Genomic DNA, 21,552 nt, shown 5'->3' with positions numbered 1-21,552 from the left:
CCACCTCCGGAGCGACCATGCAGCCCATTCCTACCGGCCTCATCGGCTATGGCACGGCGGGCGCCGTCTTCCATGCGCCGCTCATCGCGGCAGCTGGAGGGCTGCGGCTGGCCGCCATCGCGAGCCGCCGCACCGACGACATCCTGCGCGATTTCCCCGAGGCAAGAGCTTACGAAAATCCTCAAGAACTCATCGCCGATCCCGCCATCGAGCTGGTGGTGATCGCCACCCCGAACGAAACCCACGCGGCGCTGGCACGCACGGCGCTGGAAGCGGGCAAGCACGTGGTGGTGGACAAGCCGTTCACGCTCAATGCCGCCGAGGCCGAAGCGCTCATCGCGCTTGCCGATGCCGTGGGACGGATCTTGTCGGTATTCCAGAACCGGCGCTGGGACAACGACTTCCTCACCGTGCGCCGGCTTGTCGATGACGGGCGGCTGGGCGAGATCGCGTATTACGAGGCGCACTTCGACCGCTTCCGCCCGGAGATCAAGCAGGGCTGGCGCGAGACGGAGGTCCCGGGCTCGGGCCTGCTGTACGACCTCGGCGCTCACCTCATCGACCAGGCGCTCGTGCTGTTCGGCATGCCACGCGCCGTCACCGCCGACGTGACCCGCCAGCGCGCCGCCGCGAAGGCCGATGATTATTTCCATCTGGTGCTCGACTACGGCCGGCGGCGCGCGGTGCTGCACGCGTCGGTGCTCGTGCGCGACCCGGGACCGCGCTACCTGGTACACGGCGACGGCGGCAGCTTCGTGAAGTACGGCATCGACGGGCAGGAAGCCGCGCTGCGCGAAGGGAGGCGGCCTGGCGGCGAGGGCTGGGGCGAAGACGACCCCGCGCTGTTCGGCCGGTTCACGGACGTCGACGGCGCGGTGGCGACGATCGACACCCTGCCCGGCCGTTACACCGCCTATTACGAAGGCATCGCCGCGGCCATCCGCGACGGAGCGCCGCTGCCGGTGGAAGCGCGCGAGGCGCGCGACGTGATCCGCGTGATCGAGGCAGCCCAGGCCAGCGCGCGCGATCGTCGCACCGTATGGCTGTAGGAGCGCGCCTTGCGCGCGACGGCTTTTCGCCAGGAGCAACAGGCCCTGTTGCTCACGGCCCCAAAAACTCAGCACGCGCAAAGGCGCGCTCCTACCCCTCGCCGGTGGCTACGCCGCGCGAGGGATCGCTGACCCAACCGCTCCACGACGGCGCGTACAGGCGCGAACCGCACAGCCCGGCGTAGTCCATCGCCAGCAGGTTATGGCACGCGGTGACGCCGGAGCCGCACATGTGCACGACGTCCTCCGGAGGATGCGGCCCGATGATCGCGGTGAAAGCGCGGCGCAGTTCTTCCGGCGAGCGGAAGACCCCGTCCGCGTCGAGATTGTCCGAGAACGGCCGGTTGCGCGCCCCGGGCACGTGCCCTGCCACGGGATCGAGCGGTTCGATGTCGCCGCGGAAGCGTGGCGCGGCCCGCGCGTCCAGGAGCAGCAGCCGGCCGGTGGCGAGGCCGTCCGTAAGTTCCTGTGCGGTGATCGTCTGGTGGAAGTTCACGTGCACGGCCGTCGGCTCGCGTACCGGTAGCGCGTTGTCCGTCGGCAGCCCCGCCTTCGTCCACGCAGGCCAGCCGCCGTCGAGCACGGCCACGTTGTCGATACCCGCGAGTCGCGCCAGCCACCAGAAGCGTGCCGCCGCGAGCGCGCCGCCTGCGGCGTCGTAGACGACCACTTGCAGGTCGGGTCGCCACCCGGCGCGCGCCAGGCACGCGGAAAAGGTCTCCGCCGACGGCAACGGATGGCGCCCGCGGCCGTTCGACGGCGTGGCCATGTCGGCGAGGTCGCGGTCGAGATCGGCGCGGACGGCGCCGGCGATGTGCGAGAGGGCGTAATCCTGGTCGCCCTTGCCCGGATCGCGGCCGCCAGGCTGGTTGAGATCGAAGCGCGCGTCGACGAACAGCACGTCGTGCGCGGGCAATTGGGCGGCCGTGGCCGCATCGATGAGCGTGCGCGAGATCAGCATGGATGTCCCATCCGCTTGAGCAGGTTGAACAGGATGGCCGCCGTCACGCCCCAGATGCGGTAGCCCGCGTGGAGGAACTCGACCATGTCGCGCCGGTGGCCACGGAAGTCCATGGTGTAGCGGCGCAGGTTCGCCGGATCCAGGAAGAACGCGAACGGCACCTCGAACACTTCGGCCACTTCGTTCGGATCCGGCTTGAGCGTCGCGTCGGCCGCGACACGGGCAACGACGGGCGTCACCGAATAGCCGCTGATCGTTTCGAAGCTTTCGAGGAAGCCCAGCGGAGTGACCTTGTCGGCCTCCAGGCCGATCTCCTCGTGGCTTTCGCGCAATGCCGCCGCGATCACGTCGGCATCCTCCGGTTCGACCCGGCCGCCGGGAAAGGCGACTTGCCCGGCATGTTGCTGCAGCGTGTCGGTGCGCAGGGTGAGCAGCAGGTTCTGCTCGCGGTCGTCGCGGATGCCGATGAGCACGGCGGCAGCACGCCGTGGCGTCTCGCCGATCAGTTCCGCCATCTCTGCGTGGTTCCATCCACGCGGACCCGGCGGCGCCTCCAGCGGAAGCAGCGCGCCGCGGAGCCTGGCCAGCAGGTCGTCCATCAACCCTCCTGCCGCTGCGGGAGGACTTCGTCCATCAGGCGGATCTTCTCCGCGTCGCTCATCCGCATCCAGCGCGAGATCTCGTCGCCCGTGCGCAAGCATCCCATGCAGAGGCCGCGCGCGTCGAGGCGGCACACGCCGGTGCAGGGACTCAAGGGAAGCGTGGAAGAGGCAATGACCATACCGTCGGTCATTGTAGCCTCATGCCACCCGGGAGGCTCCCAGGGCCTGTTCAGGCCCTAGCGGATGTCCATCAGTTCGATTTCGAACACCAGCGCCTCGTTGGGTCCGATGCGCGGCAACTCGCCGCGTTCACCGTAGGCCAGCTCGGGCGGAATCACCACCTTCCAGCGGTCGCCGACGCGCATCCGCGGGATGACGTCCTGCCAGCCGGGAATGACCCGGTTCACGGTAAACGTGACCGGCTTGCCATGCGCGTACGAGCTGTCGAACTCGGTGCCGTCGATGAGCGCGCCGCGGTAGTTCACCACCACGGTGCTGGTGACCTTCGCCTGCGGGCCGTTGCCCTTCGCGAGCACGGAGTACTGGATGCCCGACGGGAGGCTTATCACGCCCGCGCGCGTGCGGTTGCGCGCCAGGAAGTCCGCGCTACGCTTCGCGTTGGCCGCCGCCACGCGACGGAATTCCACGAGCGAATCGCGTTGCACCTTTGCGTCGAAGTTCACCAGCTGCTGCTGCATCACGTCGATGGGCACGCCCGGGGGACGCTTCGCGTAGCCGTCCTGCAAGGCCTTCACGAGCACGGCGATGTCGACGTCGGGCTGGGCGCTGTTCGCGAACTGCGTACCGATCTGGTAGCCGATCGCGTACGAGAGCTTGGTCTTCTCGATCGCCGGCGCACCCGACGCCGGCAGGGTGGGCGCCGACTGCGCGCAGACGACTCCGCCTGGCAGCGACAGCGCGACGAACACGACCAGGAAACGCAAGGGTGACATCCCGTTCTCCGTGAACCCGGAACCGTTGACGTGCGTGGAGGATAGTCCATCGGCACACGGCCCGCCCATGGATCCTGAGACGCCATCTCGGGGGTAAAGGTTCCCCTGCCTGCTACCATCCGGCTCCTCGCCCCACCTGCCAGGAGCCACCATGGCCTTCCGTACCCTCGCCATCGCCGACCGCGGCGCCGTCCGCACCATCACCGTCAACCGCCCGGACAAGCTCAATGCGCTGAACCGCGAGACCATCGGTGAACTGACCCTGGCCTTCCGCCAGGTGGCGCAGGATGACGCCGTACGCGTGGCGGTGCTGGCGGGTGCGGGCGAGAAGGCCTTCGTGGCCGGCGCGGACATCTCGGAAATGACGGCGTGGTCGCCGGTACAGGCGCAAGCCGCTTCACGCGCGGGCCAGGACCTCATGCTGGCGATCGAACGCCTCGGCAAGCCGGTGATCGCGAAGATCCAGGGCTACGCACTGGGCGGCGGCATGGAACTGGCGATGGCCTGCCACTTGCGCGTGGCGAGCGAGAAAGCGCGCTTCGGCCAGCCCGAGATCGGCCTCGGCCTGATCCCCGGCTTCGGCGGCACGCAGCGCCTCACCCGCCTCACCGGACGCGGCGCCGCACTGGAGTTGTGCCTGCTCGGTCAGCAGGTGGACGCGACGCGTGCCGAGCGGCTCGGGCTGGTGACTCGAGTGGTCGCCGCGGAAGAACTCGACGCGACCGTGGATGCCATGGCTGACCAGCTGGCCGCCGCGGCGCCGCTGGCGCTGAAGGGCATCCTGGACACTGTGATCGAGGGGGGCGAATGCGCCATAGACCAGGGCCTGGCCTTCGAGACGCAGGGCTTCGCCATCGCCTTCTCGACGGAAGACATGCGCGAGGGCACGACGGCATTCCTCGAGCGCCGCAAGGCGACGTTCAAGGGCGCCTGAGGCCTGGTGTGGGCGCGCGCCTGTAGGAGCGCGCCTTGCGCGCGACATCTTTTCGCCGCAGTCCCGAACCTGGCGCGCCAGCTCCAGGGCACGGCCTCAAAACATGTCGCGCGCGGGCGCGCTCCTACAAATGGCCGCGGTAGGTCAGTTCGCCGGCTTCCACACGCACGTCCATCCGGTTCTCCGGCGGGGCGAGCTGGCAGGTGGCGTAGGGCGTGAACACGCACGGCGGGTTGCGCGCCTCGTTGAAATCGATGACGAGCTTTCCGTCCACGGGTAGCCCCGTGTCGAGGAAGCGGCCGGCGCCATAGGTTTCCTTCCCCGAGGTCAGGTCGCCGAAGACGAAGAACAGCGCCTCGGGGACTTCCTGGATGGGATACAGCTCGAAGGTGCGTCCGTCACGGGTGAACACGGCCTTGCCGGGCACCTTCTCCCTTTCGATGGTGCCGAGCACCGTGCCGAGTTCCAGTTCGTACGGCGGGTCGAACGGCACCCAGTCGGCGACGACGCGCCAGGAGGGATCGATCGGGAAATAGTCCAGGCCATGGAAACCCGTGCGCGTGGGCGCCTGCTCGTCCTTCACGCGCACCGCCTTGCGGCCGTCGCGTTCGATGACGAAGAGCCTCGCGGAACCGAAGCGTACTTCGCTGGGCAGGCTTCCCCTGGCGTCGTCGCGCAGCACCGCCCGCGCCACGTTCTGCCCGTCGACCGTGGCGCCGCTCCCGGGAGCGATTTCGATCGTGGCCGTTCCATCGCCTGCGAGCAGGATCGTGCCCAGGTGAGCGGGACCCGCGCTCAGGACGATGTCGTTGTCGCTCGCGCTGCCGAGCCGGTTCGCACCTTCGCGAAGCCACTCGAAACCGATCAGGCTGAGCCAGCCGCCGGGCGCGGTGAGCAGGTCGAGGCGGTGGGCACGAGCCTTCGCCACGTCGTTTTCGTAAGAGTTCATTCGCAATCCAGGTTCAGCGGCCGCGCAGGAAGAGCTTGTCGAGTTCGCCCAGCGACAACTGGACCCAGGTCGGGCGTCCGTGATTGCATTGGCCGGAACGTTCGGTGGCTTCCATCTCGCGCAGCAGCGCATTCATTTCGGGGATGCCGAGGCGACGGCCCGCGCGCACCGAGCCGTGGCAGGCCATCGTGGAAAGCAGTTCGTTCTCGAGTTCCTCCAGCCGGCGCGAACTGCCGTGCTGCGCGAGTTCGCCGAGCACATCGCGCGTGAGCTGGGCGACATCGGCGCCTTCGAGCAGCGAGGGGATGCGACGAACCACCACCGCACCCGGACCGCTGCGCGACAGCTCGAGGCCCCACTCGCCGAGCGCATCGGCATGCTCTTCGGCCGCCGCGGCTTCCTTTGTGCTCACCGCGATGGAAAGCGGCACCAGCAGCATCTGCGAACGCAGGTTCGCGGTGACGCGGCCGTTCTTCAGTTTTTCGTAGGTGATGCGCTCGTGCGCCGCATGCATGTCGACGAGCACGAGGCCCTGCGCGTTTTCCGCGAGCACATAGATGTTCTTCAACTGGGCGATGGCATAGCCGAGCGGCGGCACGTCGCCCTCGTCCGCCTCGTTGCCCGCGGCCGGCATCGACGGCGCGCCGAACAGCGTGGCGTAGTCGGCGAGGGGTTCGTCGCGCACGCCGAGGTTGAGGCGCGGCTGGCTCGACGGTTGCGGCCAGGCAGGCATCGGCGAGTGCGTCGCGCCCGAACGGCTGCCGGCAAACGCGGCCGCGGCGCTGACCGCCGAAGGCATGACCGCATCGACGGCGGGAATCGCCGCACCGGCGCGAGTCGTCGCGAGCGCTTCGTGCAACGTACGGAAAAGGAAGTCGTGTATCAGGCGCTGCTCGCGGAAGCGCACTTCGTTCTTCGCCGGATGCACGTTGACGTCCACGCCGGCAGGATCGACTTCGAGGAACAGCACGAAGACAGGATGACGCCCATGGAAGAGCACGTCCGCATAGGCCTGGCGCACGGCATGTGCAACGACGCGGTCGCGCACCAGGCGCCCGTTGACGTAGAAGTACTGCTGGTCGGCCTGCGAGCGCGACGCGGTCGGCAGGCCGACCCAGCCGGACAGGCGCATGGCCGCCGCTTCGTGTTCCACGCGCAGTGCCTGTCCGGGAAACTCGGGGCCGAGCACCTCGGCCACGCGCGCCAGCGCCGCGTTCTCGTCGCGCGCGGGCTTGAGCAAGCGCACCGGCTTGCCGTTATGGCTGAGGCGGATATCCACGCTTTCCCGGGCCAGCGCCAGCGACTTCAGCAGGTCGTCGATGTGCGCGAATTCCGTGCGCTCCGCGCGGAGGAACTTGCGCCGCGCCGGCACGTTGTAGAACAGGTCGCGCACCTCGATCGTCGTACCGTGCGGGTGCTGCGCCGGACGCACGTCCTGCGTGCGGCCGCCGTCCACCTCGATGCGCCAGGCGGAATCGTCGCCAGCCTGGCGCGAGGTGAGCGAAAAACGCGCCACCGACGAGACCGAGGCCAGGGCCTCGCCGCGGAAGCCCATGCTCGAGACCCGCTCGAGGTCGTCGAAGCTGCCGATCTTGCTGGTGGCATGCGAGGCCACCGCCAGGGCAAGTTCATCGCGGGGAATGCCGCCACCGTCGTCGCGCACGCGGATGAGCCGCACGCCGCCCTGCTCGATGTCCACCTCGATCCGGCGCGCACCGGCGTCGATGCTGTTCTCGACGAGTTCCTTCACCACCGACGCGGGGCGCTCGATGACCTCACCGGCCGCGATCTGGTTGATCAGCTCCGGTGGCAGGGGGCGAATGGGCATGACGGCATGACCTGACGGGCTTGCAAGCCTCGAAGGATAGCCGAAGCGGTCAGCCCGAGGGGATCACCATGACCGAGCCCACTCGCACCGTGTTGTCGGTCATCTTGTTGGCGAGTTTCAGGGCGCCGACGGACACGCCGTACTGCTGCGCGATGCCGGTGAGTGTCTCGCCGCGATTGACCCGGTGGACGTCGCGGACGTTGTCGTCGGCGCGCCCGCTGGACTTCTTCGCCGGTGCCGGCGTCTCCGCCCGGGCGACGGCCAGGGGTGCGCTCGTTTTCGTGGGCACGCTCGTCTTCGCGGGCGCGGCGTCGTCCCGCATGGGCTTCGGCGGCGCATCGTCGCCGTCGTCGTCGCGGCCCGGACGTGCCGATGCCACCTGCGTGCCGTTGCGTCGCGCCGCCTGCGCGGCGAACCAGGTTCCCGGCGGGGGCATCGACTCGAAATAGTTGCGCACGCCACCGAGCACGGCGGTCGCGAGTTGCCGGCGGTGGTCCTCGTCGCGGAGACGCTTTTCTTCGGTCGGGTTCGTGATGAATGCCGTCTCGACCAGGATGGAAGGCACGTCCGGCGAGCGCAGCACGACGAAGTTCGCGCGCTCCACATAGCCGCGGTGGGTCGGACCCAGGCGTCCGAGCGCCTTCAGCACGTTGCCGGCGATGGATTCGCTGGCCTGCATGGCGTAACCCTGCTGGAGGTCGAGAAGCACGGCGGCCAGGGTATCGTCCTTGTCGTCGAGCGATACGCCGCCCACGAGGTCCGCGCGGTTTTCGCGATCGGCCAGCCAGCGCGCCGCCTCGGAGGTCTTGCCGCGCGGCGAGAGGACCCACACGGAGGAACCCTTGGCGTCGCTGTTCTTGAACGCGTCGGCGTGGATCGAGACGAACATGTCCGCGTTGTGCTCGCGGGCGATCTGGTAGCGGCGCTTCAGCGGAATGAAGTAATCGCCGTTGCGGGTGAGCACGGCCTGCATGCCCGGCTGGCGATTGATCTGGTCGGCGAGTTCGCGCGCGACCATCAGCGTCACGTCCTTCTCGCGCAGGCCGGTCGCGCCGCGCGCACCCGGGTCCTCGCCGCCGTGGCCGGCGTCGATCGCGACGACCACCTTGCGTTCGCTCGCGAGCAGGGGCGGCTTGCCGGGCGGCACCGTCTTCGTGCGGGATGCCCGCGGCGAGGCAGGCGCTAGCGCCTCGGCCACGGCCGGCGTGTCGGTGTCCACCGGATTGTCGCCGGGGTCGCTCTGGCCGCCCGGATACAGGTCCAGCACGAGGCGGTAGCCGTAATCGCCTGCGGGCTTCAGCAGGAAGCTCTTCGGCTTGGCGCTCGGGTCCACGTTCGCGACCAGGCGGGCCGCGCCGCCCTGCTTGCCGGTGGTCAGGGATTTATAGAGTCCTTGCTTGCCGGGGGCCGAAAAATCGCCGGCGACGGAGCTGCCGGCGATATCGAGCACCACGCTGCCCGGCGTGTCGCCCTGGGACATCTTGTAGGTGGCCGGACCAGACAGGTCGAAGACCACGCGGGTGTATTCGGGCCCCGCCCAGACGCGCGCTGCCTTGACGTCGGCGGCCTGGGAAACGGCAGCCGCCATCGTCGCAACGGCCGTCGCGCACGCAAAAAGAGCAGATTTGACGGTGATTCCCTTCATACGGCCCGGATTGAACTGCAAGCGCCCGCTGAATGCAAGATATTTTCCCTTGTTAATCCATGACCTGCGAACACTTCGTCAACGGGCGTACAGGAATGGGCCGCAAACGGACGGAAATCGGCGTTCTCCGCCGACAGCGGACGCTCATCCGGCCACGCCCTGGACCATCCGGCGGCCCAGTTCCGTGTACGGCTCGAAGCGCACGGCGCGCCCCGCTCCGTCGTGGCGGAAGTGGATCTCGAGGTCTACCGGCGGCAAGGCACCCCTCCCCCGCTCCGGCCATTCGACCAGCACGATGGCACCCGGCTCGGCAAGGCTGTCCAGTCCGAGCCACTCGAGTTCGCCGGGATCCGCAATGCGATACAGGTCCAGATGGAAAGCCCGGCGGTCGCCCAGGTCGTAGCTTTCGACGAGGCTGTAGGTTGGGCTTTTCACCCGCTCGCCCACGCCGAGCGCACGCAGGAAGGCACGCGCGAACGTGGTCTTTCCGGCGCCGAGGTCGCCGTGCAGGTAGATCACGAGCCCGCATGGCAGCGCACGTGCAAGCCTCCGGCCCAGGGCCATGGTGGCTTCCTCGTCGGGCAGGTGCCAGTCTTGCGCGCTCATGCGTCTTTTCCGTTCACGAGTCGGCGCAGCGGCTCGAGCAGGTCGCCGGCCAACAGGCCACGCTGTCCGGCCCGGGCGGCGACGTCGGCGGCACGCGCATGCAGGCCCACGCCGAGGCAGGCCGCCCGGTAGGGATCGCAGCCCTGCCCCAGCAGCCCGGCGATGATGCCCGTGAGCGTATCGCCCATGCCGCCGCTCGCCATCCCGGGGTTGCCCCATGGGCACACCGAGACCGCGCCTTCCGGGGAGGCGATCAGGCTGCCGTTGCCTTTCAGGACGACGACGGCGCGATGGCGCCGGGCGAGTTCGCGTGCCGCCGCATAGCGATCGGCCTGCACGGCTGTCGTGGCGATGCCGAGGAGACGGCCCGCTTCGCCGGGATGTGGAGTGAGTACCGTGTCCGCCGGCAGGCCCCGCGGCTCCGCCTGGAGGAGGTTGAGGCCGTCGGCGTCGAGCACCGTCGGCAGCCCGGCATCCAGCGCCGTGGTCCACAGCGCGTGTCCCCACGCGCCCTGGCCGAGACCGGGACCGAGGGCCACGACCGAAGCCTTCTCCAGCATCGGCTGCAAGGCCTGCGGGCCGTTCACGCCATGGGCCATCAACTCGGGGCGCGCAGCGTTCATGGCGAGCACGTTCTCCTCGCGCGTGGCGACGCTCACGAGTCCGGCCCCGGTGCGCAAGGCGGCCTCCGCCGCCATGCGTATCGCCCCGCCCGTGCCGTGGTCGCCGCCGATGGCGAGGACGTGGCCGTTCGCGCCCTTGTGCGAATCCAGCGGCCGTTGCGGAAGACTCTCGGGAACGAGGAGCCAGGCATCCGGCGTCTCGAGGATCTCGCGTGGCAGGCCGAGGGTGTGCAGTTCGACTTCGCCTGCGACCTCCGCCTGGTAGGTGTGCAGGCCGCGCTTGTGCACGATGAAGGTCGCGGTCGCAGCGGCGCGGACGGCGGCGCCGGGACACGCGCCCGTGTCTGCCGAAAGCCCCGAGGGGACGTCGAGCGCGAACACCGCCGAACCACTCACGTTCACGGCTTCGATCGCGGCCTGCGCCTCGCCTTCCGGCGCACGATTGAGGCCGGTGCCGTAGATGGCGTCGACCACGACGTCCGCCGGCGGCAGGTCTCGCCAGGCGGAAAACGGGAGGACTTTCCCGCCCTGCGCCTCGAAGGCGGCACGCGCCCGTGCGGCATCGCCGCCTTTCGGCGTCCCCAGTGCGACGAGGTCCACGGCAAGCCCGCCGGCCAGCGCGTCGCGTGCGACGAGGTAACCGTCGCCGCCGTTGTTCCCCGTACCGCACACCACCCGCACGCGCCGCGCCGATGGCCAGCGCCGGCGCAGCATGGCGAAAGCCGCCCCGGCTGCCCGGGTCATCAATTCGAAGCCGGGGATGCCCAGCTCGTCGACGGCACGCCGGTCGATCGCGCGCGCCTGGGAAGATGTGAAAAGGGCGGTGCCCAGATCGAAGGCGGTCATCGGACGATTATAGGAGCACCGGTAGAATGCAGGCATGTCCGTCTCCTCCGCCATCGATTACGCCGCCCTCGCCGCCGACATCAAGGGCTGGGCACGCGAACTCGGCTTCGCCGACACCGGCATCGCCGGCACCGATCTCGGCGAGGACGAAGCGCACCTCGAAAGCTGGCTGGCAGAAGGCAACCACGGCGAGATGGACTATATGGCGCGCCACGGCACGCGCCGCAGCCGTCCCGCCGAACTCGAACCCGGCACGCTCCGCGTGATTTCCCTGCGCATGGATTACATCCCGCCCGGCATGCCGAACGCGTGGGACGTGATCCGCGACGGCGGGAAGGCTTACGTGGCCCGCTACGCGCTGGGCCGCGATTACCACAAGCTCATGCGCAACCGGCTGCAGAAGCTCGCTTCGCGCATCGAGGAGCGCGTGGGCGGCTTCAAGTACCGCGTCTACGTCGATTCGGCGCCGGTGCTCGAAAAAGCCATCGCGCGCAACGCCGGCCTGGGCTGGATCGGCAAGCACACCGTGCTGATCAACAAGCGCGCCGGCTCGTACTTCTTCCTCGGCGAGTTGTACACCGACCTGCCGCTGCCTCTCGACGAACCGGCCACCGCCCACTGCGGCAGCTGCCGCCGCTGCATCGACATCTGCCCCACGCAAGCCATCGTCGCGCCCTACCGCCTCGACGCGCGCCGCTGCATCTCTTACCTCACCATCGAGCTGAAAGGCAGCATCCCCGTCGAACTGCGCGAGCCGATGGGCAACCGCGTCTTCGGCTGCGACGACTGCCAGCTGATCTGCCCCTGGAACAAGTTCGCGCAGGAAGCGACGGAACCCGACTTCGCGCCCCGGCACAGCCTCGACGGGCCGAAGCTCGTGGAACTCTTCGCATGGACCGAGGAGGAATTCCTCTCGCGCACCGAGGGCATGGCCATCCGCCGCACGGGTTACGAAGGATGGCTACGCAATCTCGCCGTAGGCCTGGGCAACGCACCGCGCAGTGAAGAAGTCGTCGCCGCCCTGCGTGCGCGCGCCGACTATCCGTCCGACGTGGTGCGCGAGCATGTTGCGTGGGCACTCGCGCGGCAAGGCCCGTAGCAACTGCCTTCTTGGGAAGCCGCTTCAGTGGCGATGGGTGCTCGAGGCAACTTGCCCGCTGCCGCGGGGTCGCCGGCATAGCCGGCTCCCACGGGCCCCCTGCCTGCGCAGGGGCGACCTCAGATCATGCCACCTGACTTTCTTACGATCAGCATGGCCAGCTCGAGCGACTGCTCGTAGTTGAGGCGTGGATCCACCATCGACTTGTATGCGCGGTTGAGGTCCTGCTCCACGAGGCCACGCGCGCCACCGAGGCATTCGGTGACGTTCTCGCCCGTCAGTTCCAGGTGCACACCGCCCAGGCGCGTGCCCGCCGCGGCGTGGATGTCGAAGGCCTGGTCGAGTTCGCCGGCGATGTTCGCGAAGCGGCGGGTCTTGTACCCGTTGCTCGTGCTCTCGGTGTTGCCGTGCATCGGATCGGCCACCCACAGCACGCGGCGGCCTTCGCGCTTCACCGCTTCGAGCAATGGCTGCAGCTGGGTCGCGATCTTGTCGTTGCCCATGCGATGGATCAGGGTCAGGCGACCTGGCTCTTCGTTCGGGTTGAGCACGTCGATGAGGCGCAGCAGGTCGTCCGGCTGCACCGTCGGGCCCACTTTGACCGCGATCGGATTGCGGATGCCGCGGAAGTATTCCGTGTGCGCGCCATCGAGCGCCGCCGTGCGCATGCCGATCCAGGGGAAATGCGTGGACAGGTTGAACCAGCCGTCCTGGCGCGGAACCTGCCGGGTCAGCGCTTCCTCGTAGTGCAGCAGCAAGGCTTCGTGCGAGGTGTAGAAGTCCACGCGCGAGTAGCTGGAGATCGACTGTCCGGCCAGGGTCTCCATGAAACGCAGCGAATCGCCGATGCTGGCGACCATGCGCCTGTATTCGGCGGCCAGCGGCGAATGCTCCACCCACGCCAGGTCCCAGTATTCCGGATGGTGCAGGTCGGCAAAACCGCCGTCGATCAGCGCGCGAACGAAATTCATCGTCATCGCCGAGCGGGCATGCGCCTTGATGAGGCGCTGCGGATCCGCGCGGCGTGCCTCCGGGGTGAAGTCCGGGCTGTTCACCAGGTCGCCGCGGAAGGCGGGCAAGGTCACGCCGTCACGCGTCTCCGTGTCGGCCGAACGCGGTTTCGCGTACTGCCCTGCGAAGCGGCCCACGCGCAGCACGGGCTTCTTCAGGCCGTGCACGAGCACCAGGCTCATCTGCAACAGGACCTTCAGGCGGTTGGAGATGATCGGGCTGCTGCAATCGGCGAAGCTTTCCGCGCAGTCGCCGCCCTGGAGCAGGAACCGCTCGCCTTCCTGTGCCTCGGCGATGCGCTGCTTCAGCGCCAGGATCTCCCAGGAGGTGACCAGCGGCGGCAGCTCGCCGAGCTGCTCGAGCGAGCGCGCGAGCTCGGCGGCATCCTCATACGTGGGCTGCTGCAGGGCGGTCCTCGAGCGCCACGATCCCGGCGTCCAGTCGGAGGACGGGGAAGTTACGGCTTTGAGGGAGTGTTGCATGACGGTGCTGCCTGCGTGGGGAAAGTCAACGAACGGAACGGCGGACGGCCAGGAAGGCCCAGACGATGAGGACGACGAACCAGAACAGGGTCCAGCCCGGCATGGGGATGCCCAGGATGGGCTCGACCTTGGCGCATTCGCCGGAACCGGTGAAGGCGAGTTTCAACATCTTGGTGAACGGGAACGCGTCGAACAGGTAGCCGAGGCCGGGGCCACAGGCCGGCACCTGGTCCGGGGACAACGACTGGAGCCAGAGGTGGCGGCCCGCCGTGGCGATGCCCCAGAGTCCGCCCAACGCGATGAGAACGGCGTAGACGACGCGACCGGCCAGGCGACGCGGCGCGTGCAATCCGCCGGCCAGGAAGAACAGCCCCATGAAGCACACCGCGATGCGCTGGAAGATGCATAGCGGGCACGGGTCGAGGTGCATGACGTACTGCGCATACAGCGCAAACGCCATGAGGCCTGCGCAGACAAGGAAGCCGGCGAGGTAACGCGTGCGGAACGACCAGGTACGAAGGAAGCTCATGCGAGGGATGCTGCGGTGCGGGACACCCACGTTAACGCTTTGTGGAAGCAGTTGTAAGTCCTTGGCCGAGGTTACGTTTGCAACTTTGTAGGAGCGCGGCTTGCGCGCGACGGCTTTTCGCGGAGCCTGCGAGCTGGCGCGCCAGCCCCGAGGAGGTTCGCGAACGGCGTCGCGCACAAGGCGCGCTCCTACAAAGGCTCAGCGCGCGCGGGGCTCGCTCCTACGGGGGTGGGGGCAAAAGAAAACCCGGCGGGTTGCCCGGCCGGGTTTCCTGTTCGATCAAGCCGGAGGACTTACTCGGCGTCGACGGCTTCCGTCTTGGCCGGGCGATCCACCAGTTCGACGTAGGCCATCGGGGCGTTGTCGCCCGGACGGAAGCCGCACTTGAGGATGCGCAGGTAGCCGCCGGGACGCTCGCGGTAGCGAGGACCCAGCTCGACGAAGAGCTTGCCGACGGCCTGCTTGTCGCGCAGGCGCGAGAAAGCGAGGCGGCGGTTGGCGACGCCGTCGGTCTTGGCGAGCGTGATGAGCGGCTCGGCGACGCGACGGAGTTCCTTCGCCTTGGGAAGGGTGGTGCGGATAAGCTCGTGCTTGATCAGCGACGAAGCCATGTTCTTGAACATCGCTTCGCGGTGGCTGCTCGTGCGGTTGAGCTTGCGACCGGATTTCTGGTGGCGCATGGCGTTTACTCTCTAAGGTCTGTTGTTATGAAAAACCGGCCAGGATGATCCGGTTTTCCGCGGTTACCCGCTTTTCGAGGCTGTAAGAACGCCTCGTTATAAGAGCACGGCCTCTGCGGACCGTTCTGGAATTCCGGAGGAAATGCCGAGGCATCCACCGGTTGGAACAAAGGATCGGGGCGATCGAAGAACGATCGCCCCGTGGAACTTCAGCCCAGCTGCATGCCGTGGGACAGGCCCGGCGGCGGCCAGTTCTCGAGCTTCATGCCGAGCGCGAGACCACGCCCGCCCAGCACGTCCTTGATTTCCGTCAGCGACTTCTTGCCCAGGTTCGGCGTCTTCAGCAGCTCGACCTCGGTCTTCTGGACCAGGTCGCCGATGTAGTAGATGCTCTCGGCCTTGAGGCAGTTGGCGGAACGGACCGTCAGTTCGAGATCGTCGATCGGGCGCAGCAGCAGCGGATCGAAACCGCCCTTCTCCGCCTTGGTCGAATCGTTCTCGCGGCGCGAGAAATCGCCGAAGACCGACAGCTGGTCGTTGATGATTTCCGCGGCCTTGCGGACCGCGTCTTCGGCGCCGATGGTGCCATTCGTCTCGATGTCGAGCACGAGCTTGTCGAGGTTGGTGCGCTGCTCGACACGAGCCGCGTCCACTTCGTAAGCCACGCGCAGGACCGGCGCGAAGGACGCGTCGAGCTGCAGGCGGCCGATCGGCCGCGTCTCGTCATCCGGATGCTGACGCGCGCTGGCCGGCTGGTAACCGACGCCGCGACGCACCTTCAGGCGCATGTTCAGGGCCACGTCCTTGGTGAGGTGGCAGATCACATGCTCCGGGTTGACGATCTCGACGGAGTGGTCGACCGCGATGTCGCCTGCGGTGACCACGCCCTTGCCCTTCTTGGCCAGCGTCAGGGTGACTTCGTCACCGGTATGCTGGCGGATGGCGACGTCCTTCAGGTTCAGCAGGACTTCGATCACGTCCTCCTGCAGGCCTTCAAGGGTGGTGTACTCGTGCAGCACGCCGTCGATTTCGACCTCGACGATGGCGCTGCCCGGGATCGAAGAGAGCAGCACGCGGCGCAGCGCGTTGCCCAGGGTGTGGCCGAAACCACGCTCGAGCGGCTCGACTACCACCTTCGCGCGGTTCGCTCCAAGCTGCTCGACGCTGAGGCCACGAGGCCGCAGCACACTAGTTGACGAAACTGCCATGCAAGGCTCCGGTGGATTACTTCGAGTAAAGCTCGACGATCAGGGCTTCATTGATATCGGCCGGCAGATCGCCACGATCCGGGACGGCCTTGAACGTGCCCGCGAACTTCTTGCTGTCGACCTCGACCCACGACGGACGCAGGTCCATCGTGTCGTAGATCGTCGCCGCTTCCTGCACGCGCAACTGCGTACGGGCCTTCTCGGTCAGCGAGACCTCGTCGCCCGGACGGACGTGGTACGAAGGCACGTTGACCTTCTTACCGTTGACCGTGACGGACTTGTGGGCCACGAGCTGGCGAGCCTGGGCGCGGGTGACCGCGAAACCCATGCGGTAGACGACATTGTCGAGACGGCTTTCCAGCAGGCGCAGCAGGTTTTCACCCGTGTTGCCCTTCTGGGTCGAAGCCTTGGTGTAGTAGTTGCTGAACTGACGCTCAAGCACGCCGTAGATGCGCTTGACCTTCTGCTTCTCACGCAGCTGCACGGCATAGTCGGACAGGCGGGCGCGCTTGTTGGCGCCATGCTGGCCGGGCTTGTTTTCGAGCTTGCACTTGGAATCAAGCGCGCGAGCCGGGCTCTTCAGACCGAGGTCGGCACCTTCACGACGCGCCAGCTTGCAGGTAGCTCCACGATAACGGGCCATGGTTATGCTCCTTAGACGCGACGCTTCTTGGGGGGACGGCAGCCGTTATGCGGAATCGGCGTGACGTCGATGATGTTGAGCACCTTGTAGCCCAACGCGTTCAGAGAGCGCACGGCCGACTCGCGGCCCGGGCCGGGGCCCTTGATGCGCACTTCCACGGTCTTCACACCGTAGTCGCCCGCTGCGCGGCCGGCCTTTTCGGCGGCGACCTGGGCAGCGAACGGGGTGGACTTGCGGGAGCCGCGGAAACCCGCGCCGCCAGCCGTCGCCCACGACAGGGCGTTGCCCTGACGGTCGGTGATCGTGACGATGGTGTTGTTGAAAGAAGCCTGCACGTGGGCCACGGCATCCGTGACGACGCGCTTGATCTTCTTCTTGGTCTTGACCGGCTTAGCCATAATCGGTTCCGTTACTTCTTGATCGGACGACGCGGACCCTTGCGGGTACGGGCGTTGGTACGCGTGCGCTGGCCGCGCACCGGCAGGCCGCGACGATGGCGCAGGCCACGGTAGCAACCGAGGTCCATAAGACGCTTGACCGCCATGCCGATTTCGCGGCGGAGGTCGCCTTCGACCGTGTACTTCGCGACTTCGGCGCGGATCTTCTCGACCTCGCCTTCGCTCAGCGACTTGATCGGGGTGGTTGCGACCACGCCCGCGTCGACGCAGACCTTCTTGGCCCGCGACCGGCCGATTCCATAAATGCTCTGCAGGCCGACCCAGACATGCTTCTGGACCGGCAAATTGACACCCGCGATGCGCGCCATGATGTACTGTCTCCGATGCGTTTCGTGCGCGGTAAACGCGCAATTCTAACCGTTATTAACCTAAACTGGAAGTCCTGCGGGGCTTGACACCCCGCGGCCTCCCCGTGTGGGGCCCCACCGCGTCTCAGCTGCGGCGGAGATTCGACTTCTTGAGCAGACTCTCGTACTGGTGGCTGACGAGATGGGCCTGGACCTGAGCCGTGAAGTCCATCACCACCACCACCACGATCAGCAGCGACGTGCCGCCGAAATAGAACGGGACGTGCCAGGCGTTCTGCATGAACGTGGGCACCAGGCAGACCAGGACGATGTAAATCGCGCCAACACCGGTAAGCCGGGTCATGACGCCATCGATGTAGTCCGCCGTGGCGCGACCCGGACGGATGCCCGGAATCAGCGCACCCGAACGCTTGAGGTTATCGGCCGTTTCCTGCGAGTTGAACACGATCGCCGTATAGAAGAAGGCGAAACCGATCACCAGCACCGCGAACACGATGTCGTGGACCGGCTCACCCGGGCTCAGCGCCGTGGTCAGCCATTGCAGCCAGCGGGACTGGTGGGCGGAGCCGAACCAGGTCGCCGCGGTCGCGGGGAAAAGCAGCAGACTGGTCGCGAAGATCGGCGGGATCACGCCCGACATGTTGATCTTCAGCGGCAGGTGCGAGGTCTGGCGCTGGAACTGACGCTGGCTGCCCTGCTTCGCATAGTTCACGGTAATGCGCCGCTGGGCGCGCTCCATGAACACCACGAAGGCCGTCACCGCCAGGATCACCACGAGCACCATCAGCAGCTTCAGGACCGACAGCTCACCGTTGTTCGCCATGCTCAGCGTGTGGACGATCGCCGCCGGAAGCCCCGCGACGATGCCGGCGAAGATCAGCATCGAGATGCCGTTGCCGATACCCCGCTCGGTGATCTGCTCGCCCAGCCACATCAGGAACATCGTGCCGGCGGTGAGACCGACGACCGATGCCAGGACGAAGCCGGCGCCCGGCATGTAGACGACCGGCGCGCCACCAGCGGCAACCTGCTTCTGCAGGGCCACGGCGATGCCGAAAGCCTGGAATGCCGCCAGTCCGACCGTGCCGAAACGCGTGTACGTGGTCATCTTGCGACGACCCGCCTCGCCTTCCTTGCGCAGCGCCTGGAGCGACGGGATGACCGAGCCCATCATCTGCACCACGATCGACGCCGAGATGTACGGCACCACACCGAGAGCGAATACCGAGAAGCGGGACAGCGAACCACCGGAGAACATGTTGACCATGTTCAGCAGACCGCCACCGCCCTCGACCAGGCTCGTCATCGCCTCGGGGTTCACGCCCGGGACGGGAATGAACGAACCGAGGCGGAAGACGATCAGCGCACCGATAAGGAAAAAGATGCGCTGACGCAGTTCCGTCAGTTTGCCCAGCGAGCCGAGCGTTGTGCCCTGCGCTGCAGCCACTTGATTACTCCACGCTGCCGCCGGCGGCTTCGATGGCCGCCTTGGCGCCGGCCGTCGCAAGCACGCCCGAGAGCTTCACCGCACGGGTGATTTCGCCCTTCAGGACGACCTTGACCTTCTTGGCGCGGCTGGACACGAGGCCGGCAGCGTGCAGAGCGATCAGGTCGATGGTATCGGCCTTCACCGAAGCCAGCTGGTACAGCATGACCTGTTCCGTATCGGCCTTCTTCAGCGAGCGGAAGCCGACCTTCGGCAGGCGACGCTGCAGCGGCATCTGGCCGCCTTCGAAACCGACGCGGTGCGTGTTACCGGCACGGGCGTGCTGACCCTTGTGGCCGCGGCCGGCGGTTTTGCCGAGGCCGGAACCGATACCGCGGGCGACGCGGGTGCGGGTCTTGCGGGCGCCCTTGCCGGGCTTGATGTCGTTAAGACGCATGATGCTTACTCCTCGACCCGGACCAGGTAGTAGACCGTGTTGATGAGGCCACGGACCTGGGGGCTATCCTTCAGTTCGCGCACATCGTTGAGCTTGTTCAGGCCGAGGGCCTTGACGCTCAGGCGATGACGACCCTGTACGCCGCGCAGGCCCTTGACCAGGCGCACGCGCACGGTGCCGGCGGCGGCAGCGGTTTCGTTCTTCTTAGCCATTGCCCAGCACCTCTTCGATCGTCTTGCCACGCTTGGCGGCGATGCGCTTCGGCGAGGCGACGGCCTGCAGACCCTTGATCGTCGCGCGGACGAGGTTGATCGGGTTGCGCGAGCCGACGGCCTTCGCAAGGACGTTCTTCACGCCGACCACTTCGAGCACGGCGCGCATGGCACCGCCGGCGATGACGCCGGTACCCTCGGAAGCGGGCTGCATGAAGACGCGGGCCGCACCGTGGTTGGCCTTGATGGCGTACCACAGCGTGCCGTTGTTCAGTTCGATGCTCACCATGTTGCGGCGGGCGCGTTCCATGGCCTTGGAAATGGCGACCGGCACTTCACGGGCCTTGCCATAACCGAAACCGACGCGACCCTCGCCGTCGCCGACCACGGTCAGCGCGGTGAAGCTCATCTGGCGGCCACCCTTGACGGTCTTGGCCACGCGGTTGACGGCGATCAGCTTTTCAAGCATGCCGTCCGAATTTTCGCGATCTGTCGAGGACATCTCTTTTCTCTGTCGGCCCGGATGATCCGGGACTTCTGTTTACGGCTCGGTCGCCGCTTGGAGTTGTAGTTACATCGGGCGGCACCGGCCCCGGAGGGCCGATGCCGTGGCCTGACGCCTCTTAGAACTTGAGGCCGGCCTCACGCGCCGCTTCGGCAAGAGCCTTGATGCGACCGTGATAACGGAAACCCGAGCGGTCGAACGCGACGGCCTCGATGCCGGCGGCCTTGGCGCGCTCGGCGACGATGCGGCCGACGGTGCTGGCGGCCTCGACGTTCTTCTTGCTCTTGAGGCCTTCGGCGACCGACTTCTGCACGGTCGAGGCGGCTGCCACGACGGTGCCGTTCGGCGCGAAGACCTGGGCGTAGATGTGCTGACCGGTGCGATGCACGCTGAGGCGGGCGGCGCCGAGCTCACGGATGTGGGCGCGGGTCGACTTGGCGCGGCGCAGGCGGGATTCGTTCTTGTTCATCGTCTCGTCTCCAGGAAGCGGATAGGCCGATTAGGCCTTCTTGGCTTCCTTCAGGATGATCGTCTCGCCGGCGTAGCGGACACCCTTGCCCTTGTAGGGCTCCGGCGAACGGAACGCGCGGATCTTGGCTGCCACCTGGCCCACCAGCTGCTTGTCGGCGCCCTTGATGAGGACTTCCGTCTGCGTCGGGACTTCGATGGTGATGCCTTCCGGCGCGTCGAACACGACCGGGTGCGAATAACCCAGCGACAGGTTGACGGACTTGCCGGTGAGCTGGGCGCGGTAACCCACGCCGACGAGCTCGAGCTTCTTCTCGAAGCCGTTGGCGACGCCGTGGACCATGTTGGCGACGATGGCGCGGGCGGTACCGCCGAACTTGTCGTCGGCGCCGTCGGCGAGAACGATGTTCGCCACGCCGTTTTCCTGCTGGAACGTGACGCCCGGCAGTTCATGCGTGGTCAGGGTGCCCTTCGGGCCCTTGACGGTGACGGTGCCGTTGGCGACCGAAAGTTCGACGCCCTTCGGGAGGGTGATGGGCTTCTTGGCTACACGTGACATGTCGGGACTCCTTACGCCACCTGGCCGATGACTTCGCCGCCCAGACCCTTGGCACGGGCCTGCGCGTCGGTCAGGAGACCGGCGGAAGTCGAGATGATCGAGATACCCAGGCCGCCGAGGACCTTCGGCAGCTCATCCTTGCCGCGGTAGACGCGGAGACCGGAACGGCTGACACGGGAAATGGACTCGATGGCCGGACGGCCTTCGAAATACTTCAGCTTGATCTCGAGGACCGGCTTGCCCGCTTCGTCGGCGGTACGCGCGTCCAGGACATAGCCTTCGTTCTGCAGAAGCTTGGCAAGCGCCAGCTTCATCTTCGACGACGGCATACGGACAACCGACTTGCCAGAGGCCTGGCCATTGCGGATGCGCGTAAACAGATCGGCGATGGGATCAGTCATGCTCATAAGAAAAACCCTTGAGAGTGCACCGATATCCGAATTACCGGAAATCTTGAATTGTAAAGCCGACAGTCGTCGGTCTGCGTTGGGCCTGTCTCTTATACACATCT

24 protein-coding genes and 1 pseudogene are annotated in these 21,552 nt (G+C 67.1%); 3 read left to right on the top strand and 22 right to left on the bottom strand.

Going from position 1 to position 21,552, the window contains the following annotated elements; genetic code table 11:
• Positions 1-17 precede the first annotated feature (17 nt).
• Positions 18-1,049 (top strand): oxidoreductase, encoded by a 1,032-nt coding sequence (locus ACR9ZH_RS15620; RefSeq protein ID WP_481291679.1) that lies wholly within the window; start codon positions 18-20, stop codon positions 1,047-1,049.
• A 91-nt stretch (positions 1,050-1,140) separates the two neighbouring features.
• On the opposite strand, the gene ACR9ZH_RS15615 is transcribed toward ACR9ZH_RS15620, so the two are convergent.
• From ACR9ZH_RS15615 to ACR9ZH_RS15605, 3 genes and pseudogenes are all read right to left on the bottom strand, one after another.
• Positions 1,141-2,010: a sulfurtransferase gene (locus tag ACR9ZH_RS15615; RefSeq protein WP_481291678.1), complete on the bottom strand. Its 870-nt coding sequence runs from the start codon at positions 2,008-2,010 to the stop codon at positions 1,141-1,143.
• Positions 2,004-2,803 (bottom strand): annotated as a pseudogene (locus ACR9ZH_RS15610) (CoA pyrophosphatase). Before ACR9ZH_RS15610 ends, ACR9ZH_RS15615 begins: the two are co-directional and overlap by 7 nt.
• Positions 2,804-2,848: 45 nt before the next feature.
• Positions 2,849-3,565, bottom strand: coding sequence for an FKBP-type peptidyl-prolyl cis-trans isomerase (locus ACR9ZH_RS15605; protein WP_481291677.1), 717 nt, complete (start codon positions 3,563-3,565; stop codon positions 2,849-2,851).
• 151 nt (positions 3,566-3,716) lie between these two features.
• Between ACR9ZH_RS15605 and ACR9ZH_RS15600 the strand changes: the two genes are divergently transcribed.
• Complete coding sequence (locus ACR9ZH_RS15600) at positions 3,717-4,499, top strand: enoyl-CoA hydratase/isomerase family protein (RefSeq protein WP_481291676.1); 783 nt, start codon at positions 3,717-3,719, stop codon at positions 4,497-4,499.
• A gap of 124 nt (positions 4,500-4,623) precedes the next feature.
• Here the strand turns inward: ACR9ZH_RS15600 and ACR9ZH_RS15595 are convergent, their stop codons facing one another.
• The 5 genes from ACR9ZH_RS15595 to ACR9ZH_RS15575 form a co-directional block, all read right to left on the bottom strand.
• Positions 4,624-5,448: a DUF1684 domain-containing protein gene (locus ACR9ZH_RS15595; protein ID WP_481291675.1), complete on the bottom strand. Its 825-nt coding sequence runs from the start codon at positions 5,446-5,448 to the stop codon at positions 4,624-4,626.
• 13 nt (positions 5,449-5,461) lie between these two features.
• Positions 5,462-7,276, bottom strand: a complete 1,815-nt coding sequence (mutL, locus tag ACR9ZH_RS15590; RefSeq protein WP_481291674.1) for a DNA mismatch repair endonuclease MutL — start codon at positions 7,274-7,276, stop codon at positions 5,462-5,464.
• Between the two features lie 49 nt (positions 7,277-7,325).
• Positions 7,326-8,864, bottom strand: coding sequence for an N-acetylmuramoyl-L-alanine amidase (locus tag ACR9ZH_RS15585; protein ID WP_481291673.1), 1,539 nt, complete (start codon positions 8,862-8,864; stop codon positions 7,326-7,328).
• A 201-nt stretch (positions 8,865-9,065) separates the two neighbouring features.
• Positions 9,066-9,527 (bottom strand): tRNA (adenosine(37)-N6)-threonylcarbamoyltransferase complex ATPase subunit type 1 TsaE, encoded by a 462-nt coding sequence (tsaE, locus tag ACR9ZH_RS15580; RefSeq protein WP_481291672.1) that lies wholly within the window; start codon positions 9,525-9,527, stop codon positions 9,066-9,068.
• Positions 9,524-10,996 (bottom strand): NAD(P)H-hydrate dehydratase, encoded by a 1,473-nt coding sequence (locus ACR9ZH_RS15575; RefSeq protein ID WP_481291671.1) that lies wholly within the window; start codon positions 10,994-10,996, stop codon positions 9,524-9,526. The genes tsaE and ACR9ZH_RS15575 overlap by 4 nt, the downstream gene beginning before the upstream one ends.
• Before the next feature lie 34 nt (positions 10,997-11,030).
• On the opposite strand from ACR9ZH_RS15575, the gene queG reads away from it, so the two are divergent.
• Complete coding sequence (gene queG, locus ACR9ZH_RS15570) at positions 11,031-12,095, top strand: tRNA epoxyqueuosine(34) reductase QueG (protein ID WP_481291670.1); 1,065 nt, start codon at positions 11,031-11,033, stop codon at positions 12,093-12,095.
• A gap of 119 nt (positions 12,096-12,214) precedes the next feature.
• Here the strand turns inward: queG and ACR9ZH_RS15565 are convergent, their stop codons facing one another.
• The 14 genes from ACR9ZH_RS15565 to rpsH form a co-directional block, all read right to left on the bottom strand.
• Positions 12,215-13,588, bottom strand: a complete 1,374-nt coding sequence (locus ACR9ZH_RS15565) for a class II 3-deoxy-7-phosphoheptulonate synthase (protein WP_481291669.1) — start codon at positions 13,586-13,588, stop codon at positions 12,215-12,217.
• A gap of 25 nt (positions 13,589-13,613) precedes the next feature.
• Positions 13,614-14,117, bottom strand: coding sequence for a disulfide bond formation protein B (locus ACR9ZH_RS15560; RefSeq protein ID WP_481291668.1), 504 nt, complete (start codon positions 14,115-14,117; stop codon positions 13,614-13,616).
• Positions 14,118-14,410: 293 nt separating this feature from the next.
• Positions 14,411-14,797: a 50S ribosomal protein L17 gene (gene rplQ / locus ACR9ZH_RS15555; protein WP_481291667.1), complete on the bottom strand. Its 387-nt coding sequence runs from the start codon at positions 14,795-14,797 to the stop codon at positions 14,411-14,413.
• A gap of 209 nt (positions 14,798-15,006) precedes the next feature.
• Positions 15,007-16,005 (bottom strand): DNA-directed RNA polymerase subunit alpha, encoded by a 999-nt coding sequence (locus ACR9ZH_RS15550; protein WP_481291666.1) that lies wholly within the window; start codon positions 16,003-16,005, stop codon positions 15,007-15,009.
• A gap of 16 nt (positions 16,006-16,021) precedes the next feature.
• A complete protein-coding gene (rpsD, locus tag ACR9ZH_RS15545; RefSeq protein ID WP_029213873.1) occupies positions 16,022-16,648 on the bottom strand; it encodes a 30S ribosomal protein S4 in 627 nt (208 codons plus the stop codon).
• An 11-nt stretch (positions 16,649-16,659) separates the two neighbouring features.
• Complete coding sequence (gene rpsK / locus ACR9ZH_RS15540) at positions 16,660-17,046, bottom strand: 30S ribosomal protein S11 (protein ID WP_007513384.1); 387 nt, start codon at positions 17,044-17,046, stop codon at positions 16,660-16,662.
• Positions 17,047-17,057: 11 nt separating this feature from the next.
• A complete protein-coding gene (gene rpsM, locus ACR9ZH_RS15535) occupies positions 17,058-17,414 on the bottom strand; it encodes a 30S ribosomal protein S13 (protein WP_166699365.1) in 357 nt (118 codons plus the stop codon).
• A 124-nt stretch (positions 17,415-17,538) separates the two neighbouring features.
• A complete protein-coding gene (gene secY / locus ACR9ZH_RS15530) occupies positions 17,539-18,861 on the bottom strand; it encodes a preprotein translocase subunit SecY (protein WP_481291665.1) in 1,323 nt (440 codons plus the stop codon).
• Between the two features lie 4 nt (positions 18,862-18,865).
• Positions 18,866-19,297 carry a 50S ribosomal protein L15 gene (rplO, locus tag ACR9ZH_RS15525; protein ID WP_481291664.1) on the bottom strand — a complete coding sequence of 144 codons (432 nt, stop codon included), beginning with the start codon at positions 19,295-19,297 and terminating at the stop codon, positions 18,866-18,868.
• A gap of 5 nt (positions 19,298-19,302) precedes the next feature.
• On the bottom strand, positions 19,303-19,509 hold the full coding sequence (rpmD, locus tag ACR9ZH_RS15520; protein WP_427459638.1) for a 50S ribosomal protein L30: 207 nt from the start codon (positions 19,507-19,509) through the stop codon (positions 19,303-19,305).
• Positions 19,502-20,011, bottom strand: a complete 510-nt coding sequence (gene rpsE, locus ACR9ZH_RS15515; RefSeq protein ID WP_072322784.1) for a 30S ribosomal protein S5 — start codon at positions 20,009-20,011, stop codon at positions 19,502-19,504. The genes rpmD and rpsE overlap by 8 nt, the downstream gene beginning before the upstream one ends.
• A gap of 121 nt (positions 20,012-20,132) precedes the next feature.
• A complete protein-coding gene (gene rplR, locus ACR9ZH_RS15510; protein WP_481291663.1) occupies positions 20,133-20,483 on the bottom strand; it encodes a 50S ribosomal protein L18 in 351 nt (116 codons plus the stop codon).
• A 30-nt stretch (positions 20,484-20,513) separates the two neighbouring features.
• On the bottom strand, positions 20,514-21,041 hold the full coding sequence (gene rplF, locus ACR9ZH_RS15505; protein WP_481291662.1) for a 50S ribosomal protein L6: 528 nt from the start codon (positions 21,039-21,041) through the stop codon (positions 20,514-20,516).
• A gap of 11 nt (positions 21,042-21,052) precedes the next feature.
• Positions 21,053-21,448 (bottom strand): 30S ribosomal protein S8, encoded by a 396-nt coding sequence (rpsH, locus tag ACR9ZH_RS15500; RefSeq protein ID WP_481291661.1) that lies wholly within the window; start codon positions 21,446-21,448, stop codon positions 21,053-21,055.
• Positions 21,449-21,552: the final 104 nt, after the last annotated feature.

This window comes from Luteibacter sp. SVR4-7G (assembly GCF_056755555.1).
The sequence above is the reverse complement of the archived record's forward strand: the minus strand, read 5'-3'. Positions and strand labels throughout refer to the sequence as shown.

Bases quoted from the DNA above. Each gene is read 5' to 3' on its own strand.
- ACR9ZH_RS15620 (WP_481291679.1), top strand. From the start codon at position 18: ATGCAGCCCATTCCTACCGGCCTCATCGGCTATGGCACGGCGGGCGCC.
- ACR9ZH_RS15615 (WP_481291678.1), bottom strand. From the start codon at position 2,010: ATGCTGATCTCGCGCACGCTCATCGATGCGGCCACGGCCGCCCAATTG.
- ACR9ZH_RS15605 (WP_481291677.1), bottom strand. From the start codon at position 3,565: ATGTCACCCTTGCGTTTCCTGGTCGTGTTCGTCGCGCTGTCGCTGCCA.
- ACR9ZH_RS15600 (WP_481291676.1), top strand. From the start codon at position 3,717: ATGGCCTTCCGTACCCTCGCCATCGCCGACCGCGGCGCCGTCCGCACC.
- ACR9ZH_RS15595 (WP_481291675.1), bottom strand. From the start codon at position 5,448: ATGAACTCTTACGAAAACGACGTGGCGAAGGCTCGTGCCCACCGCCTC.
- mutL (WP_481291674.1), bottom strand. From the start codon at position 7,276: ATGCCCATTCGCCCCCTGCCACCGGAGCTGATCAACCAGATCGCGGCC.
- ACR9ZH_RS15585 (WP_481291673.1), bottom strand. From the start codon at position 8,864: ATGGCGGCTGCCGTTTCCCAGGCCGCCGACGTCAAGGCAGCGCGCGTC.
- tsaE (WP_481291672.1), bottom strand. From the start codon at position 9,527: ATGAGCGCGCAAGACTGGCACCTGCCCGACGAGGAAGCCACCATGGCC.
- ACR9ZH_RS15575 (WP_481291671.1), bottom strand. From the start codon at position 10,996: ATGACCGCCTTCGATCTGGGCACCGCCCTTTTCACATCTTCCCAGGCG.
- queG (WP_481291670.1), top strand. From the start codon at position 11,031: ATGTCCGTCTCCTCCGCCATCGATTACGCCGCCCTCGCCGCCGACATC.
- ACR9ZH_RS15565 (WP_481291669.1), bottom strand. From the start codon at position 13,588: ATGCAACACTCCCTCAAAGCCGTAACTTCCCCGTCCTCCGACTGGACG.
- ACR9ZH_RS15560 (WP_481291668.1), bottom strand. From the start codon at position 14,117: ATGAGCTTCCTTCGTACCTGGTCGTTCCGCACGCGTTACCTCGCCGGC.
- rplQ (WP_481291667.1), bottom strand. From the start codon at position 14,797: ATGCGCCACCAGAAATCCGGTCGCAAGCTCAACCGCACGAGCAGCCAC.
- ACR9ZH_RS15550 (WP_481291666.1), bottom strand. From the start codon at position 16,005: ATGGCAGTTTCGTCAACTAGTGTGCTGCGGCCTCGTGGCCTCAGCGTC.
- rpsD (WP_029213873.1), bottom strand. From the start codon at position 16,648: ATGGCCCGTTATCGTGGAGCTACCTGCAAGCTGGCGCGTCGTGAAGGT.
- rpsK (WP_007513384.1), bottom strand. From the start codon at position 17,046: ATGGCTAAGCCGGTCAAGACCAAGAAGAAGATCAAGCGCGTCGTCACG.
- rpsM (WP_166699365.1), bottom strand. From the start codon at position 17,414: ATGGCGCGCATCGCGGGTGTCAATTTGCCGGTCCAGAAGCATGTCTGG.
- rplO (WP_481291664.1), bottom strand. From the start codon at position 19,297: ATGCGTCTTAACGACATCAAGCCCGGCAAGGGCGCCCGCAAGACCCGC.
- rpmD (WP_427459638.1), bottom strand. From the start codon at position 19,509: ATGGCTAAGAAGAACGAAACCGCTGCCGCCGCCGGCACCGTGCGCGTG.
- rpsE (WP_072322784.1), bottom strand. From the start codon at position 20,011: ATGTCCTCGACAGATCGCGAAAATTCGGACGGCATGCTTGAAAAGCTG.
- rplR (WP_481291663.1), bottom strand. From the start codon at position 20,483: ATGAACAAGAACGAATCCCGCCTGCGCCGCGCCAAGTCGACCCGCGCC.
- rplF (WP_481291662.1), bottom strand. From the start codon at position 21,041: ATGTCACGTGTAGCCAAGAAGCCCATCACCCTCCCGAAGGGCGTCGAA.
- rpsH (WP_481291661.1), bottom strand. From the start codon at position 21,448: ATGAGCATGACTGATCCCATCGCCGATCTGTTTACGCGCATCCGCAAT.